The sequence below is a fragment of the Alicyclobacillus contaminans DSM 17975 genome (genome assembly GCF_000429525.1).
GTDB lineage: Bacteria > Bacillota > Bacilli > Alicyclobacillales > Alicyclobacillaceae > Alicyclobacillus_A > Alicyclobacillus_A contaminans.
Window position 1 is genome coordinate 26,228 of the sequence record NZ_AUCA01000031.1, and the last position, 15,785, is coordinate 42,012.

A 15,785-nucleotide genomic window follows, 5' to 3' on the forward strand; every position below is an offset into this window, starting at 1 on the left:
CGAGGGATTCGCACAGGCGTCGACGCGCTCGTTACAACCACTTTTTCTTGCGAAAGAACCGAATCATGAACCAACTCAGGACCACCATCACCAGCATCACCAACACCGTGGATGTCCACTGCCGCTGCAGCGGAATGGGAACATTCATCCCAAAAATCCCCGTGATGAGCGTCAGGGTTGCGGTCAGCGTGGTGATCACCGTCAATACCCGCATCGTCTCGTTGGTCTTCGCAGTTCCCAACGACGAGTACGTGTCCAGCGCACCAGAGATGAGGTCGCGGAACACCTCCAGCGAGTCGTTGATGCGCTCCAGGTGATCGTTCAAATCCATGTAGTACGGGATGTTCTCTTCCTGCACCGCGAAGGAGTACGGTGATCCAACCGATGCAAAGATCCGCCGCTTGGGCTGCACCACCCGCCGAATGGTGACAATGGTGCGATTGAGCGCCATGAATTCCTCCGTGATCTCCATCGCCGGATGCTCGTACATCTCGTCCTCCAGTTCGTCAATGCGAACCGCCAGACGATCCATGATGGGAAAGTACGTGTCCACAATACCGTCCACGATGGAATACAACAGGAAGTCGGCCCCTTTGTTCATGTACTGGGGCTCCCGAATTGACCGGCTGGCGATCCGCCCGACGGACTGAATCGGATGGCGGTGCACAGTCACGATATAGTTGGGCCCGAGAAACACGTTCAGCTCTTCGCTCGTGATTTCCCGTTCGCTCTCTTCATCATACTTCAATGCGTGCAGTTCAAAGAAGTAATACCCATCGTACGTATCCACCTTGGCCCGCGGCGAGTCGTGCATGCAGTCCTCAATGGCAAGGGGATGAAAGCCGAACGTTTCCCCAACGTACTTGACCTCCTGGGCGGACCAGTTAAACAGGTCTATCCACAGCAAACTTCGCGGATTCGCCAGAAGCTGTTCCCGTTGGGTCAAGTCCACGTCGTGAAACATTTGCTTTTGGTCGTCATCGTAAAAATACGTCTTGATCATACCGTACATCCCCTTTCCGTCGAACTGTTATGCAGCGACGCGCGAGCGGGGTCATACAAAAAAGCCTTCACCAAAGTGAAGGCACACATAACCCAGCCCTTGGCCTTCCCCACTCGTCAAAGTTTTAGCACATACATAGCTAGAGCGCGGAACGCTCAGCCACATTAGGCAAAACCTTAAGCCGGCAATGCCTGTTGACCCAGTTGGCGTCTCTCGACGTTTCCGGGCAGTGGCGTATGATCTATGCAGAAGCCTCACCTAACGAAGAATCCCTGTATACAGATTTAGCATGGCTGGTCCCAGACCAAACCACATATCTATAATAACCGCTTTCGACAAACAATCAATACCGTGTCAAGCAGACCATGATGCCTTTCCCCGCTCACCGACTCGGAGCGGAGCCATTCGGGCCCCGCTCGAACACGGTTCAGCCGTGTACCACGGTGGATAACTGGGAGAGATCCACGCCCAGCGCTTCCGCGAGCCGTCGACCGTATTCTGCATCCGCGCGACTGAAATTGCAGATGGCGAGCAGGCGCGTATGTTCGTGGACCCGGCTCAGATCCGCCGCCAGGTTGCGGATCAGATTGGCGCGTTCCGCTTCGCTGAAACTGCGGTAGCGTTCGCCGGCCTGTTCGAAATCACAGGGCTTCGCCAGTTTCCTGCGCGTGGTGTACCCATGCAGCGCCGTCTCCGACTCCGCAAAGCGTGGCGCTTCTTTCGGACTTTCCAAATAGCGATTGGGCTCGTAGTTGACCGGCGACGTGTCCTGTTTCACCTGCATCGCCCCGTCCCGCTGATGGTTCCGTACAGGTGCGTAAGGACAATTGATGGGAATCTGCAGATAATTGGCGCCGAGCCGATACCGCTGTGTATCCGGGTACGAGAACAGCCTTCCCTGCAGCAATTTGTCTTCCGACGGCTCAATCCCCGGTACGAGCGCGCTTGGGGAAAACGCCGACTGTTCCACTTCGGCGAAGAAGTTTGCAGGATTCCGGTTCAGCGTCATGGTCCCCACCCGATGCAGGGGATACAAGGATTCCGGCCACACCTTGGTGGCGTCCAACGGATGCCAGTCAAAGCGATCCAGATCCTCCGGCGGCATCAGTTGGACATACAAGTCCCAACTGGGGTAATTTCCATTCTGAATCGCCTCGAACAGGTCGCGCGTGGCGTGGTTGAAATCGCGCCCCTGAATTTCGCGGGCTTCCTCCGCAGTCAAGTTCCGCACACCCTGCTGGGGTTTCCAGTGGTACTTGACATACGTGACCTCTCCCCGCGAGTTCACCCATTTGAACGCGTGCACGCCGTACCCTTCCATCTGCCGGTAATTCGCCGGCGTCCCGTAATCGGAGAACAGCCAGGTCAGCATGTGCGTGGATTCCGGCGACAGCGTCATGAAGTCCCAGTATCTGTCCGGATCCTGCACATTGGTGTCCGGTGCCGGCTTCAGACTGTGAACCATGTCCGGAAATTTGATGGCATCGCGAATGAAGAATACCGGCAGATGATTGCCGACGAGGTCGTAGTTTCCTTCGGTGGTGTAAAACTTCACGGCGAATCCTCGAGGATCGCGGGCGGTTTCAGGCGATCCGGCCGAGTGAATCACCGTCGAGAAGCGCACGAACACGGGCGTCTCCTGACCCTCCTTCTGCAGGAACGCCGCTTTTGTGTACTGCGCCATACTGTGCTCCACGCGAAACACGCCATGCGCCCCGGCGCCGCGCGCATGCACCACGCGTTCCGGAATCCGCTCCCGATTGAAATGGGCCAGCTTCTCCAACAAATGGTAATCCTCCAGCAGCGTGGGACCGTGTTGTCCCGCCGTGCGAGAGTTCTGATTGTCGGCCACGGGTGCGCCCTGGTTGGTCGTCAAGATTGGGTGTTCCATGGTATCCCTCCTGATGCGTGCAGCGAAACGCCGCCTTTATATTTAAACTTGTTCTAAATATAAACGATACCATCACAGGATTCAACCACTTTTTTTCGCGCCACCGCACGCCGTCATCAATTCCACCTGCCACTCAAGCCCAATACACAAGAAGAGTCTGACGCACATTGCATGCGCCAGACTCTTCTTGATCCGAGATGCCACAATCCGGGATGTCAAACGAATGCCACTTCCAACCAGCCTCGTGCCACGACACCTGTGCCGATTACGACGGCGTGCGTCCCGCGGAGGATTTGCAGTCCGCGCACAACCCGTGGAAGATCAGGTGGTGGTGATGGATTTCAAAGCCGGTCTCCGCAACCACGCGCTGCAGAAAATCCTCCGGCAATTCGGTCAGCACCTCCACCATCTTCCCGCATTTATCGCACACCGCGTGATGGTGTTCCTCCATTCGCCCATCGTATCGAGATACGCCATTCGTGATGTGCAATTCCTGTATCAGGCCCTGTTCGACCAGGTATTTCAACGAGTTGTAGACGGTCGCATAGGCAAACTTGTAGTCCTTCTCACGCAGTCTGTCCATGATGTCCGCGGCGGTTGGATGGTCATGCGATTCCTTCACGACTTCCAGCACGGCACGGCGCTGTTTCGTCAGATTCGCCATGAACTCCCTCCTTCCGCAGCCTGCAGTACTTTCAACTATTGTAAAGGTTCCGTGTCAATTCAGCAACGGAGCGCACACCCCGAAAAAAGGCGGCACGCCGACGGCGCGCCGCGAAGGCGAACGGATATGGATTCAAGCTTCCACAAATTGTTCTTCTTCCGTAGAACCGGTGAGTGCGGTGGTCGAGGACATCCCCCCTGCCACGACCTGCGCGACCTCATCGAAATACCCCGTGCCCACCTCGCGCTGGTGGCGGGTCGCGGTGTAGCCACGCGCCTCGCTCGCGAACTCCGCCTGCTGCAGTTCGGAATAGGCGGCCATACCGCGGCGATTGTACTCGTACGCGAGATCGAACATACTGTGGTTCAACGCGTGGAAGCCCGCCAAGGTGACGAATTGGAACTTGTATCCCATCTTCGCGATGGTTTCCTGGAACTCTGCAATCGTCTTCGGATCAAGCTTTTTCCGCCAATTGAACGACGGCGAACAGTTGTAAGCCAGCAGCTTGCCCGGAAATTCGGCGTGAATACCTTCGGCGAACCGGCGCGCCTCCTCCAGATTCGGTTCCGATGTTTCACACCAAATCAAATCCGCATACGGTGCGTAGGCCAGCCCGCGGGCAATCGCGGCCTCAATGCCGCCCCGCATCCGGTAAAAGCCCTCCACCGTGCGCTCCCCGGTCAAGAACCGTCCATCCCGTTCGTCCACATCGCTGGTGATCAGATACGCGCCGTTGGCGTCTGTGCGCGCAATGATCACAGTGGGCACGCCCATCACGTCGGCCGCCAGTCTGGCCGCCGTCAGATTGCGCACGGCGTGGGAGGTTGGGATGAGCACCTTGCCCCCCATGTGGCCGCACTTTTTCTCCGAAGACAGCTGATCTTCGAAGTGCACGCCTGCCGCACCAGCTTCAATCATCTGCTTCATCAGTTCAAAGACGTTCAGCGGCCCGCCGAATCCCGCTTCGGCATCCGCCACAATCGGCGCCAACCAGTGGATGTCCCCGCTTCCTTCCACCGTCTGAATCTGATCAGCGCGCAGCAGCGCTTGGTTAATGCGCTTCACCACACTCGGCACGCTGTTGGACGGATACAAACTCTGATCCGGGTACATCTGGCCGGACAGATTCGCATCCGCCGCCACCTGCCATCCGCTCAGATAAATGGCTTTCAAGCCCGCCTTGACCTGTTGCACCGCTTGATTGCCGGTGAGCGCCCCGAGCGCGCGTACAAAATCTTCCGTGTGCAGCAGCTGCCATAGCCGCTCCGCGCCGAGACGCGCCAGCGTGTATTCAATTTGGACCGATCCTCTCAATCGAATCACATCTTCCGCGCTGTATGGCCGCTGAATTCCTTTCCATCGGCTGTCCGTCTCCCAATGCTTCCGCAGTTCCTCCGCTGTTTGAAAATGACCCATCTCTGATTCCTCCCCAGATTGAATGATGTGCGATGACCCCTGTGCCCGATTCCTCAGTCGAGGTAGTCATAACCCGGCAATGTTAGAAACTCGACGAATGTGTCGTTGGCGGACAGGCTTAGAAACAGTTCGCTGGCCTGCCGGTACTTGCCGCCTGTGAAACGTTCGCCCCCCACCTCTTCACGGATCTTCGCCAATTCTTCCGCGAGCAGTTCCTTCACCAAATCAAACGTCACCTTGCGACCGTCGTTGAGAATGCCCTGCGGGTGCCGAATCCACTGCCACACCTGTGTCCGTGAGATCTCGGCCGTGGCCGCGTCCTCCATCAGGTTGTAAATCGGCACTGCGCCCATGCCGCGAAGCCACGCTTCGATGTACTGCACCGCGACGCTGATGTTATTGCGCAGACCATGTTCACTAATGCCGCCATCGGGCACCCGCAGCAGGTCCTCGGCGGTGACCTGCACATCTTCCCGCCGACGGTGAATCTGGTTGGGAGTCGGCATATGCTCGTCGAATGCCGCCATGGCCACCGGCACCAACGCCGGATGCGCGACCCAAGTGCCATCGTGGCCGTCCGACACCTCACGAATTTTGTCCAGGCGGACTTTGTTGAGCGCTTCCTCGTTAGCGATGGGATTGTTTTTCACGGGAATCTGTGCAGCCATTCCACCAATGGCATGTGCATTGCGCCGGTGGCACGTCTGGATGGCCAGGAGCGAGTAGGCGCGCATGCACGGCGACGTCATCGTCACCAGGGCTCTGTCGGGCAGCAGGAACTGCCTGTAGTTGCGCAGGCGCTTGATGAAACTGAAAATGTAATCCCAACGTCCGCAGTTCAAGCCCGCCGCGTGGTCGCGCAGTTCGTAGAGAATCTCATCCATTTCAAACGCGGCGAGGATGGTTTCAATGAGCACGGTCGCCTTGATGGTTCCGTACGCGAGGGCGAGCCGCTCCTCACTGTACGTAAAGACCTCGTTCCACAACCGCGCCTCCAAGTGGCTCTCCATTTTCGGTAGATAGAAATACGGTCCGGTACCGCGTTCCAACAACGCCGCCGCATTGTGGTACAAGTACAGCGCGAAATCGAACAGTCCGGCGGACATCGGGTGTCCATCAATCCGCACGTGCTTCTCTTCCATGTGCCAACCTCTGGGCCGCACCACGAGCGTGGCCGTTTCATCATTCAGTTGATAGCGCTTGCCTTCTGGATTGACGTACTCAATCGTGCCGCGAATCGCGTCGCGCAGATTCACCTGACCCTGCAAGGTGTTGGCCCATGTGGGTGAGTTCGCATCCTCAAAGTCGGCCATGAACACCTTGGCACCAGAGTTCAGCGCGTTGATGACCATTTTCCGATCTCCCGCCGGACCGGTGATTTCCACGCGCCGGTCGCGGAGATCCGCAGGCACCGGCGCAATCGTCCAGTTACTGTTTCGAATTGATTCCGTCTCCGGCAGGAAATCAGGAAGTCTCCCCGAATCAATCTGCGCCTGCCTTTCCTCCCGCAACGCCAAAAGCTGCTTCCGCCTCGCGCCGAACCGCCGCTCGAGATCAGCGGCAAATTGCAGCGCCTCTACGGTCAGAATCTCCGCAAATTCCGGTCGCACCGGCGCTGTGAGCTCCACGCCTGCTGGAAGCCGTTGAATCGCTGTGGACATTGGTCCGTCACCTCTCCCTCACCAATAGAAAATCAAGAACATTTGTAACCTTCGTCGTGTGACCGAATGCATTGCTCACACACCACAGCGTACGACGGAACCCGTTCCTCAAACTCACGCCCGCAACAGCAGCATCGTTTCGCCGAGATGGGTTCTCCGTTCACAGGGATTGAGGGAATCTGACTCACGGGAGATTCCTCCTTTGTGGTTCTGGTTCAACTGTAATACAACATATATATGATTGTAAATGTGTTATGCAACAGATCTTCGAAAATATTTTTCGACACAATTCGTAAACCTTGTTTCCGAAGCGTTTCTGAAGGTCATCCACCCACACCAACGCCAAGTTGTATAACAGATGAGCTCTGCAAAATATGCATTATTACAGAGAATATGAGCACAATTTCCGTGATGGCAACGAGATTGAGCGCGTCTGTTTTATAACAAAACAGCGCCGAGTTAAACACCTCGGTGCTGTTTCGAAAACTGTCATATTTCAATGGTCGGCCATGCGTTCCAGCACTTCGAACGTATGCGGAATGACCGTGTCTGGCCCGGGCGTTGAGGAGACCTTTCGCCACGCCCCCGGCAGTTCCGGGAAGTAGGTGTCGCCCGCGAATTCGCGGTGAACAACGGTCTGGTACACGCGCGATACGTACGGAAGAAACGCGCGAAAGACGCGCTCACCGCCAATCACAAACACCTCTTCGGTCCGTGCGAGATGCAACGCCGGCTCCACCGAGTGAATCACATGCGCCCCCGGCACCACCAACGATTCGTCGCGGGTCAGAATGTAATTCTGACGGCCAGGCAACGGTTTGCCAATCGAGTCGTAGGTGGCCCTCCCCATCACGACCGCGTGCCCCATGGTCACCCGCTTGAAATACGCCAACTCCCCCGGAATGCGCCAGGGAATCCCGCCATTGGCCCCAATCACCCGGTTTTCCGCCATCGCGACGATGAAGGAAATCATACGGATACCTCGCCCTTGATGGCCGGATGGGACTGGTACCCTACCAGCTCAATATCTTGCGGCGAGAATGCGAACAAACTGCGCACTGCCGGATTCAGACGCAGCGTCGGCAGCGGATACGGCTGGCGGGTCAACTGCAGGCGACACTGTTCCAGATGGTTCAGGTAGATGTGGGCATCTCCGAGTGTATGTATGAATTCTCCGGGTGTAAGTCCCGTCACCTGGGCTATCATGTGCGTCAACAGCGCATAGCTGGCGATGTTGAAGGGAACACCGAGAAAAATATCGCCGGATCGCTGGTACAGTTGACAGGACAGTTTGCCGTCCGCGACGTTGAATTGAAACAGCGAATGACAGGGCGGAAGGGCCATTTCCTCCACCTCTCCCGGGTTGTAGGCAACCACCAACAGGCGGCGTGAATCGGGGTTGGTGCGGATTTGCTCGACGACACGAGCCAACTGGTCGACCGTCCTCCCGTCGGCCGTCCGCCAGCTTCGCCACTGCTTTCCGTAGATCGGTCCGAGATCTCCCCAGGCTGCGGCAAAATCCTCGTCGGCTCGGATTTTCTCCGCGAATTCTTCCATCGTCTCGCCCTGGTAGGCGCCGCTTTGCTTGTACCGCGCGTACGGCCAGTCGTCCCAGATGTGGTTGTTTTGCTCGACCAACGGCCGGATGTTCGTCTCCCCGGCGATAAACCACAGCAGTTCGCTGACAACCAACCGGAACGGGACGCGCTTCGTCGTCACGAGCGGAAAGCCTTCCGCGAGGTTGAACCGCATCTGATACCCGAACACCGAAAGTGTTCCGGTGCCGGTTCTGTCGGTCTTGCGCGTTCCTTGCTCCAGTACGTGCCGTATCAAATCCAGATACTGTTGCACCACACCACCCGCTTGTCTCAGAATTCACGAGGCACTCTGGCACTCCGTCCTCCCTAGCGTAGCCTCTGAGACACATCAACTCAAGCACTCGACCATTGGTTGCAGCCCGCGGTTGGGATGTCTATCATGAATGCAAAGCATGGACGAGGAGCGAAGCCCGTTGCGCATCAACGTAAAGTTGTTCGCTGGATTGGTCGATCTCATCGGCGTGCGGGAAATTTCCGTGGACGTCCTGACCGGGTGCACCGTCGCCGAGGTCAAGCGGAGGGTGTGCGAGATGTATCCGCGCGCCGCGACGGAGATTGCGCGCTGTCTGGCGGCTGTCAACCGCGAATATGCAGCAGACGACGTCGTTTTGAACAAAGCCCCTGAAGAATTTGCTCTCATCCCGCCCGTTGGCGGCGGCAGTGATGATGGGGATGCGGAGCTGGACAGCTGCCGTATTGTCGATCATCCCCTCGACGTTCAGTCGGCCTTCACGCATTTGGAAGACGTGCACTGCGGAGGCACCGTACTGTTTGTGGGAACCGTGCGGGAGTGGACCAAAGGACGCCGGACGGTATCGCTCACGTACGAAGCCTATGTGGACATGGCCCTGCAACAAATGCGGACCATAGCGGCACAAGTGCGCACCCAGCATCCCGGTGTTCGCACGCTGCAGTGGCATCGCGTGGGTCTGCTGGAGCCTAAGGACATCGCGGTGATCTGTGCAGCGGCAGCTCCGCACCGAGACGATGCGTTCGCCGCAGCCCGCCTGTTGATTGAGCGCTTGAAGAAGGAAGTCCCCATTTGGAAGCAGGAGCGATATGCGGACGGTGAAACGGTGTGGCAGGCGAATCCGTGACCGCCTGCCATGCCGCGCTCTCCCCGCTCACGTGCGCTTATACTCCGCTTCAATGAGTGCAATCAATTCCACATAGTACATGTATTCCAGTTCGTCCGGTACGTCTTCCTCCGTCAACTCCTTCCATTGTCGACGCTGCAGACGGTGATCCAGCGTCCGCACCTGCCCCCTCACCTTGTCTCCAAGAAGGTGAAAATTTCTGAAGAGGACCGGTCGAATCCGCTGAACGTACAGCTCAGCATCCCATCCACGTCCCTTTCCTGGATACAGGATACGCTCTCTGCCGTTCAGGTCGAGCACTTCGTTGTAGGCCAAGTACCGCTGCTCCATCCGCCGCTCCTTCTGCTCCATTTCGCGAAGATGCTGTTGGATGCGTGTATGCAGGATGTTTCCAAACACGCCGACCGACGCGCCAATCACGCCGGATGCCCCGGAAATCACAGGCGTGATCCAGTCCATTGACATCACCACAACTATACCTATGCCATCACAACATCGGTCATATCGTGGTGGAATGTGCGCCGCAACGGCACCCCGTACACGGTTTGCCGGATCCTTGGCCGTGAACGAAAAACGGGGAGTTCTCACCCCCCCGTTGATGACTTTAGATCTTTCAGTTGCCGTTACCTGTACTGTTCCCAGTACCCGTGCTGTTCCCGGTACCCGTGCTGTTCCCGGTACCCGTGCTGTTCCCGGTACCCGTGCTGTTCCCGGTGCCCGTGCTGTTCCCGGTGCCCGTGCTGTTCCCGGTGCCCGTGCTGTTCCCGGTGCCCGTGCTGTTCCCGGTGCCCGTGCTTTTGCCGGTACCAATATTGCTCCCGGTGCTGCCGGTCTTGGGGCGGCCGCCAGCACTCTGCGGCGGCGTAGAATGGCTCGACGAACCCGTTCCCGAATTCGAAGCCGATTCGTATTTCCCACTGACGGTGACCAGCGTTCCATAATCAACCAACAACCAAACGGTTTTCGCTGCCGTGTTGGGCAATTCCACACATCCCACGCTCTGCGGATAGCCGTATTCAGACCGTGGGAATCCATGAATTGCCTCTCCACCATAGAAATAGTTCACATAGGGGACGCCCGGATCCGAGTATTTGCTGCCATCTGGATTGGTCCCCGTCATGGTCTGCGACAGGTAGCGAAGGTAGATGGCGAATGTACCGTTCGTTGTAGGCGCCAGCGCCACCCCTGTGTTGCACAGGGACGAGAACACCCACCGCCCGGCCTGCCAGACCTTGAGCTGCTCCGGTCCCGGACTCTCGGTGACGAGGACGTATGTGTACGGTTCCGTATTTGCCTTCGCATCCTTCTCCAGAATTGCCTGCCAAACCTGGGGACCCACCGCGCCGTCCACCGGCAGCCCGTATTGATGCTGCAAAGCCATGACGGCACCGCGCGTCATTTCCGTATACGTCTGGGGCTGCCACAAGCTTTTCAACTCAGACGGAATGTTGCCATACCGCCAGGTAAACTGTGCGTCCGGCGGATGACTCAGGTTGCTCTCCGTAACGTCGGGATCGCCACCCGATATTTCCAAGGGCAAAAACCCCAGTTCTGCCAGGCGTTCATTCAGCGCCAGCACCGCAGGACCGGTGGTACCCAGACCAAAGGAAGGGTACTGTGTCGCATCCGAAATCTCTTTGGCTTGTGGGCCTGCGTCCTGTCCGGTCTGCGTCGTCGCGGCGTCCGGCGTGTCGGTCGCGTTGTTCCCCAGCGGAACGTCGGACAAGTCAGCCGAATATGACTTCGCACCAGCAAACCATCCACACCCCACAGACATTGCACTCAGTATCACGACAATCCCAGTCATCAGCGCTCTGTTTCTCCGCATCTTCATCCGCCCCGCAATATTCTTGTGTTGACCATACCGGCAGGGTCCCTGTGATGTCCCTGTCCGCGCAATGACGACCAACGACGCGCTGTGAACCTCACAGTTGTTAGACGATGCAAAGCCACCTGTTGTTACGCAGCCACGCACTTTTGACGCGGATTTCTCGTGACGTTTGGTGGGAGATGGTAAACGCAGCGTTCCAATATGCCGCGGTTTGCATAATGGAGCAAGAGTGAACTTGTGTCGTTATTGAACGAACGCCCCCTTCAGCGACACGTGCGTTACACAGATCTGAGCAAGGCAAGGGTGAGCCAGCCCCATTCAAGATCAGTCGTCGTTTTGTTTAGCATAGAAATACGAAGCCACTACCGCAACGAACACCCATAACAGTATCGGTACGAGAATCGCAAGCTTCATCATTGAGTTTGTTGGTAAAACCCAGGCAAGAATTATGATAAAAATTCCCATTGGAATGCCTAATTGTCCCGCTAGCCGATGAGTACGATTCCAACTCTCGGGGCTCGATAAAGTCCATGGGGTACGGAATCCGATCCACCAATTTTGTTGAATACGAGGTGACACATTTGCTATCAGCATGAACACGATACCTATTGCTGTCGGGACGAATCGCATCGACGCAATGTTTAAAACATGCCCCAGTGTCACAAGGTATACCCCCCCGGTCAACACAACGATGACGCCACCGATATATCGATAAGTGGACCAGAAGGACTCGTAGTTTCTTTTCTTCGGGTCAATCCTCCAAAGCACATGCCATAAGAGAATGATGCCGAGCATGATAGCTGGTTCGTATAAGACCACGAGTAGACGAGGTGTCATTCGATCCCCTTTACCAACAACCTGTGCAGGAAGATGCGTGTAAGCTATCAGTCCAAGTGCAACGACGAATAACCACGTAAACCAGCCCCACCAAGGCATTGCATTATTCTTTTTCATCAAGGTCGCCACCTCCAAAGTGTTCAAGAAGCCAAGCAAGCCACTCTTGCAAGATGGTCGTGTTCAGTCGGTAAACAATAAAGGTACCTTCCCGCTGATCGACAACCAAATTTGCGTTTTTGAGTACACTTAAATGACGACTAACGGTTGGTTGAGCATGTGAAAAGTGGCTTGCAATCTCCCCGGCCGTTTTTGGTCCATCCTTCAATAATTCGATGATCTTCCTGCGTGTGGAGTCGGACATCGCCTTAAACACACTCTCATTCATCGCAATTCATCGTCCTCACAGACCTTCCTTACCTCACTGTAAGAGCATCCTCAATTTTATAACTGATTATATAGCTAAATAGCTAAATAGTAAATAAGAAAACACGATGACAAGCTTGAGGAATGAAATCAGTGGTTAGACACGACGCTTTCTAAAGATGTTTCGTTTTCCTCCCTCAGTTCAGTGACATGCCCGCCAACAGACATGTCCCTCACTTCAATGCTGGGCCTAAGCGGTGAGTGCCAGATTACACTCAACCGCTCCGGCTAAAAATCCCAGCAGACTAATGCGCATCCCCATTCATGCCTACCGACAGGGACTGACTTTCCAGTTGCCGCGCCTTGCGGAGCAAGAAGACGAAATATCCAATATAGTAAGCCACCAGCAGCATGAAGATACCGGACGTCCACGGATCGGAAAAGCTTTGGGCGGCCATTTGGTTCTGACCCGCTTGTTGTTGGTGGATATTTCCAACCTCCTGAGATATCTCAATAAAACGAAAAGCCAACCGGCCAATGAACAGGACGATGAGGCCAATGCCAATCCACAGGTGTTGAAGGTACCCCCAACGACCATCTCTCATTTCAAACTTGGTGGTACGGGCTGAAATGTAGGCGATGATGCCTCCAATCACCAGGCCAATTGCATCTGACACATAAGACATTGGATCAGCGGCACCAGCGGCTAAGATCACAAGCGCCAGAATGGAGAATATCACCACTCGGGTGGTTAATCGCCCACGAACCAAGTACTGAAATCCAACTGTCCTACGGATGCGTCGATACATCCCAAAGAGGACCAGGACAACAATAATGATGAACGATGTGTAGTGTTGCATGTGAGACCTCCTTCATTACACATGAGTTCCGGTGAATCTTTGACGTAATTCAAAAAACGCAGCGGGCATTGTCCCATTCGCCCAAGGTGTTTCCCCTTGATCACATACATCATGAGCATCACGTGGATTAAGTGTATTATAACATGTAATACACTTGTCGCAAGCCTAACTATCTTTCCCTGTGTTGCCCATTGTCGGTTACGGAAGGAATTCAGGTTGCCCCATCAATTCTCCCTCAAACAGTTTCTGAAGCTCACCGATATGCCGACGGTCAGATAGAACCAACAGATGGTCATATGCCTGTAAACGCGTTGCACCCCTGGGCACGATGACCTGGTTATCTCGGATAATGGCGTAACACAATGTGTTGGGCGGAAACTCAATATCCACCATCTTACGATTCACAAACCGAGAATCATTCCGAATCTCGACGGGTTGCATAATTGCGTTTTCTCGTGCAATGGCGACCAGTTCCAACAATCCTTCCGAAGGGGAGGGATCAATCAAATCGAGTCTCTGAGCCAGCGGCTTGACCGTCCACCCTTGCACGAGCGTGGACGCAATGACAACAAAAAATACTGCATCCATCATGGTACTTGGCGTGTATCCTGGTGCAAGAATTGCGGTAAGAACCAGCACAATGGGTACCGCCCCACGAAAGCCCGCCCAGGATAAAAAGACTTTCTCTTTCCAGCTGAACCCCATACCAAGTGTGGATACCCAGACTGCTGCAGGTCTTGCAAGGAAGAGGGCCCCTATTGCTAAACCCAAGCCGGGAAGAGCGATGGTTAGCAACCGATGAGGCGCCAATTGCAGACCAAGCACCACAAACATGATGATGTGCATGGTCCACGAGAGCCCTTCGTGAAAACGCATGATACTATATCGATGTTCCAGCTTTCGGTTGCCCATGACCACTGACGCTACATAAACCGAAAGAAATCCACTGCCATGAAGCAAATCCGCAATCGCATAGGAGAGAACTGCGAAAGCCAGCGTGAGTGTGGGGTACAAGCCACCCGTGTCCAGCTTAATCCGTTGATTGGTAAAGGAACCAAGGTACCCTATGCCAACCCCGACAGCCAATCCGACGAACATTTGCAAAGCAAACGTCGCGATGACATACCACGTCGCGTGCCAAAACGAACCGAAGCCATGCGTTGACCATTGAATGAGAACAATGGTCAGGAAAAACGCCATTGGGTCGTTTGTCCCGGATTCGACTTCCAGTACATCGACTAGTCGTCTACGTAGCGACTGACCACCAAGGATAGAAAAGACGGAGGCAGCGTCTGTGGAACTGAAGGCAACACCCAACAAAGCTGAGGGAAAAAACGGAAGGTGTAGAAGATAGTACGTGAGAAAAGCCATCAACGCAGAACTGACCAATACACCGACTGTTGCTAAGGACAAAGCGGGCATCCACACATTTCGAATTCTTGTGACTGAGGTGTGTAACCCACCTTCAAATAGAATCAAGATCAGTGCAATATAACCGATGAAATTCGCCGTCGAAAGCGGTACATCAGGACTAATTCGAAGTCCACCGGGCCCCAGCAGCACACCAATGGCCACGAATCCAATGAGAACAGGAAATCCAACCCGGTTGCCTACTCGTGCGGACCAAACACCGGCTAGCAGGATAACAGACAACAAGAGCAAAAAAGTTTCCATCGAGTGCCCCCTTTATGAACCAAAAGCAGCTTTATCGATGAGATATCCTATGAGTTATATGTCTATTTCATTTTAGCACATCATGAAATCGGCTCGACACATACGGACCGGAGACAAAAGGCGGCCGAAGATGGTGAGAACAATCGACAAGACCATTGTCCGGGATGACTTGGGTACTTGGCTGAGGACGTTACGCAGGACATGCACGGGGCATATTTTTCAGATTTCCCCAGTCAACGTGGTCTCGATAGCTATCATTGGGGATATGCCATACGTTCGTACGCCTTCTCAATTTGTGATGCAAACGTACGAGATATGGCTAAACTGTCATCAAAATATCGTTTAGAAAAATCATACAGCGGCTTTAAGCATCGGTATCGTTCTGCCCCATTCATTCCCGCGACCCGAGACGTTCCGGCGTAGTCTTGACTCATTTGCAGGTAGGTCGCACCAACGGCATAGAACTTCTGGGCAGTCTTGTCAGCGTTGCTCAGTCCCTCCCACTGGTAGTCAGGCAAGTACACGGATTCATCGAAATTCTGAACAAAGTACTCCACGACAGAAATCAAGGACACGATACGTTTACATATGTTAAAACTAAGATTGCCCCATGCCGCCGATAGGCGAGCGTCGCTTGATTCAAATGTTGACATTTCCAACCCCGTTTCGTATTAACAAGACAATTCAATGTATCGCCAGCGCTCGTATTTTGCCTGTCGACTACCTAGGAGCGTGTCCGAGTAATCTTTGAGTCAGTTTCCAGAAGGAAATTTCCGGATCAATAGCGAAACCTAACGGCAACAGCGTTGAGGAGGCTTCGCCATGCCACGAAAGAAGTACCGTGGTCACAACCACGATCAACTGCTCCTGCTGCCGCCGGACTTGAACGA

The 15,785-nt window shown here is 54.9% G+C and carries 14 protein-coding genes and 1 riboswitch; of the genes, 1 reads left to right on the plus strand and 13 read right to left on the minus strand.

Annotated features, from left to right (window positions below; translation table 11 throughout):
* Positions 1–31: 31 nt before the first annotated feature.
* The 7 genes from corA to thyA form a co-directional block, all read right to left on the minus strand.
* Positions 32–1,003, minus strand: coding sequence for a magnesium/cobalt transporter CorA (gene corA, locus G463_RS0111985; protein ID WP_026975361.1), 972 nt, complete (start codon positions 1,001–1,003; stop codon positions 32–34).
* A gap of 101 nt (positions 1,004–1,104) precedes the next feature.
* A riboswitch (M-box (ykoK) riboswitch) is annotated at positions 1,105–1,276 on the minus strand.
* A gap of 154 nt (positions 1,277–1,430) precedes the next feature.
* The gene (locus G463_RS0111990; protein WP_026975362.1) at positions 1,431–2,894 is read right to left on the minus strand and encodes a catalase; all 1,464 of its coding nucleotides are present in this window, start codon (positions 2,892–2,894) and stop codon (positions 1,431–1,433) included.
* 265 nt (positions 2,895–3,159) lie between these two features.
* Complete coding sequence (locus G463_RS0111995; RefSeq protein WP_026975363.1) at positions 3,160–3,558, minus strand: Fur family transcriptional regulator; 399 nt, start codon at positions 3,556–3,558, stop codon at positions 3,160–3,162.
* A gap of 132 nt (positions 3,559–3,690) precedes the next feature.
* A complete protein-coding gene (aceA, locus tag G463_RS0112000; RefSeq protein ID WP_026975364.1) occupies positions 3,691–4,974 on the minus strand; it encodes an isocitrate lyase in 1,284 nt (427 codons plus the stop codon).
* Positions 4,975–5,027: 53 nt separating this feature from the next.
* Positions 5,028–6,635, minus strand: a complete 1,608-nt coding sequence (gene aceB / locus G463_RS0112005; RefSeq protein ID WP_026975365.1) for a malate synthase A — start codon at positions 6,633–6,635, stop codon at positions 5,028–5,030.
* A gap of 496 nt (positions 6,636–7,131) precedes the next feature.
* Positions 7,132–7,608: a dihydrofolate reductase gene (locus G463_RS0112010; RefSeq protein ID WP_026975366.1), complete on the minus strand. Its 477-nt coding sequence runs from the start codon at positions 7,606–7,608 to the stop codon at positions 7,132–7,134.
* Positions 7,605–8,486, minus strand: a complete 882-nt coding sequence (gene thyA, locus G463_RS0112015; RefSeq protein ID WP_026975367.1) for a thymidylate synthase — start codon at positions 8,484–8,486, stop codon at positions 7,605–7,607. The genes G463_RS0112010 and thyA overlap by 4 nt, the downstream gene beginning before the upstream one ends.
* Positions 8,487–8,616: 130 nt before the next feature.
* Between thyA and G463_RS0112020 the strand changes: the two genes are divergently transcribed.
* Complete coding sequence (locus G463_RS0112020; protein ID WP_084171612.1) at positions 8,617–9,330, plus strand: molybdenum cofactor biosynthesis protein; 714 nt, start codon at positions 8,617–8,619, stop codon at positions 9,328–9,330.
* A gap of 27 nt (positions 9,331–9,357) precedes the next feature.
* Here the strand turns inward: G463_RS0112020 and G463_RS22870 are convergent, their stop codons facing one another.
* The 6 genes from G463_RS22870 to G463_RS0112050 form a co-directional block, all read right to left on the minus strand.
* On the minus strand, positions 9,358–9,789 hold the full coding sequence (locus tag G463_RS22870; RefSeq protein WP_026975369.1) for a hypothetical protein: 432 nt from the start codon (positions 9,787–9,789) through the stop codon (positions 9,358–9,360).
* A gap of 154 nt (positions 9,790–9,943) precedes the next feature.
* Positions 9,944–11,158, minus strand: coding sequence for a L,D-transpeptidase family protein (locus tag G463_RS21825; protein ID WP_169725474.1), 1,215 nt, complete (start codon positions 11,156–11,158; stop codon positions 9,944–9,946).
* 327 nt (positions 11,159–11,485) lie between these two features.
* A complete protein-coding gene (locus tag G463_RS0112035) occupies positions 11,486–12,115 on the minus strand; it encodes an SdpI family protein (protein WP_026975370.1) in 630 nt (209 codons plus the stop codon).
* The gene (locus tag G463_RS0112040; RefSeq protein ID WP_026975371.1) at positions 12,102–12,383 is read right to left on the minus strand and encodes an autorepressor SdpR family transcription factor; all 282 of its coding nucleotides are present in this window, start codon (positions 12,381–12,383) and stop codon (positions 12,102–12,104) included. Before G463_RS0112040 ends, G463_RS0112035 begins: the two co-directional genes overlap by 14 nt.
* A 283-nt stretch (positions 12,384–12,666) precedes the next feature.
* Complete coding sequence (locus tag G463_RS0112045) at positions 12,667–13,221, minus strand: CcdC protein domain-containing protein (RefSeq protein ID WP_026975372.1); 555 nt, start codon at positions 13,219–13,221, stop codon at positions 12,667–12,669.
* 198 nt (positions 13,222–13,419) lie between these two features.
* A complete protein-coding gene (locus G463_RS0112050) occupies positions 13,420–14,895 on the minus strand; it encodes a potassium/proton antiporter (RefSeq protein ID WP_026975373.1) in 1,476 nt (491 codons plus the stop codon).
* Positions 14,896–15,785: the final 890 nt, after the last annotated feature.

Bases quoted from the DNA above. Each gene is read 5' to 3' on its own strand.
- corA (WP_026975361.1), bottom strand. From the start codon at position 1,003: ATGATCAAGACGTATTTTTACGATGACGACCAAAAGCAAATGTTTCAC.
- G463_RS0111990 (WP_026975362.1), bottom strand. From the start codon at position 2,894: ATGGAACACCCAATCTTGACGACCAACCAGGGCGCACCCGTGGCCGAC.
- G463_RS0111995 (WP_026975363.1), bottom strand. From the start codon at position 3,558: ATGGCGAATCTGACGAAACAGCGCCGTGCCGTGCTGGAAGTCGTGAAG.
- aceA (WP_026975364.1), bottom strand. From the start codon at position 4,974: ATGGGTCATTTTCAAACAGCGGAGGAACTGCGGAAGCATTGGGAGACG.
- aceB (WP_026975365.1), bottom strand. From the start codon at position 6,635: ATGTCCACAGCGATTCAACGGCTTCCAGCAGGCGTGGAGCTCACAGCG.
- G463_RS0112010 (WP_026975366.1), bottom strand. From the start codon at position 7,608: ATGATTTCCTTCATCGTCGCGATGGCGGAAAACCGGGTGATTGGGGCC.
- G463_RS0112020 (WP_084171612.1), top strand. From the start codon at position 8,617: ATGCAAAGCATGGACGAGGAGCGAAGCCCGTTGCGCATCAACGTAAAG.
- G463_RS22870 (WP_026975369.1), bottom strand. From the start codon at position 9,789: ATGGACTGGATCACGCCTGTGATTTCCGGGGCATCCGGCGTGATTGGC.
- G463_RS21825 (WP_169725474.1), bottom strand. From the start codon at position 11,158: ATGCGGAGAAACAGAGCGCTGATGACTGGGATTGTCGTGATACTGAGT.
- G463_RS0112035 (WP_026975370.1), bottom strand. From the start codon at position 12,115: ATGAAAAAGAATAATGCAATGCCTTGGTGGGGCTGGTTTACGTGGTTA.
- G463_RS0112040 (WP_026975371.1), bottom strand. From the start codon at position 12,383: ATGAATGAGAGTGTGTTTAAGGCGATGTCCGACTCCACACGCAGGAAG.
- G463_RS0112045 (WP_026975372.1), bottom strand. From the start codon at position 13,221: ATGCAACACTACACATCGTTCATCATTATTGTTGTCCTGGTCCTCTTT.
- G463_RS0112050 (WP_026975373.1), bottom strand. From the start codon at position 14,895: ATGGAAACTTTTTTGCTCTTGTTGTCTGTTATCCTGCTAGCCGGTGTT.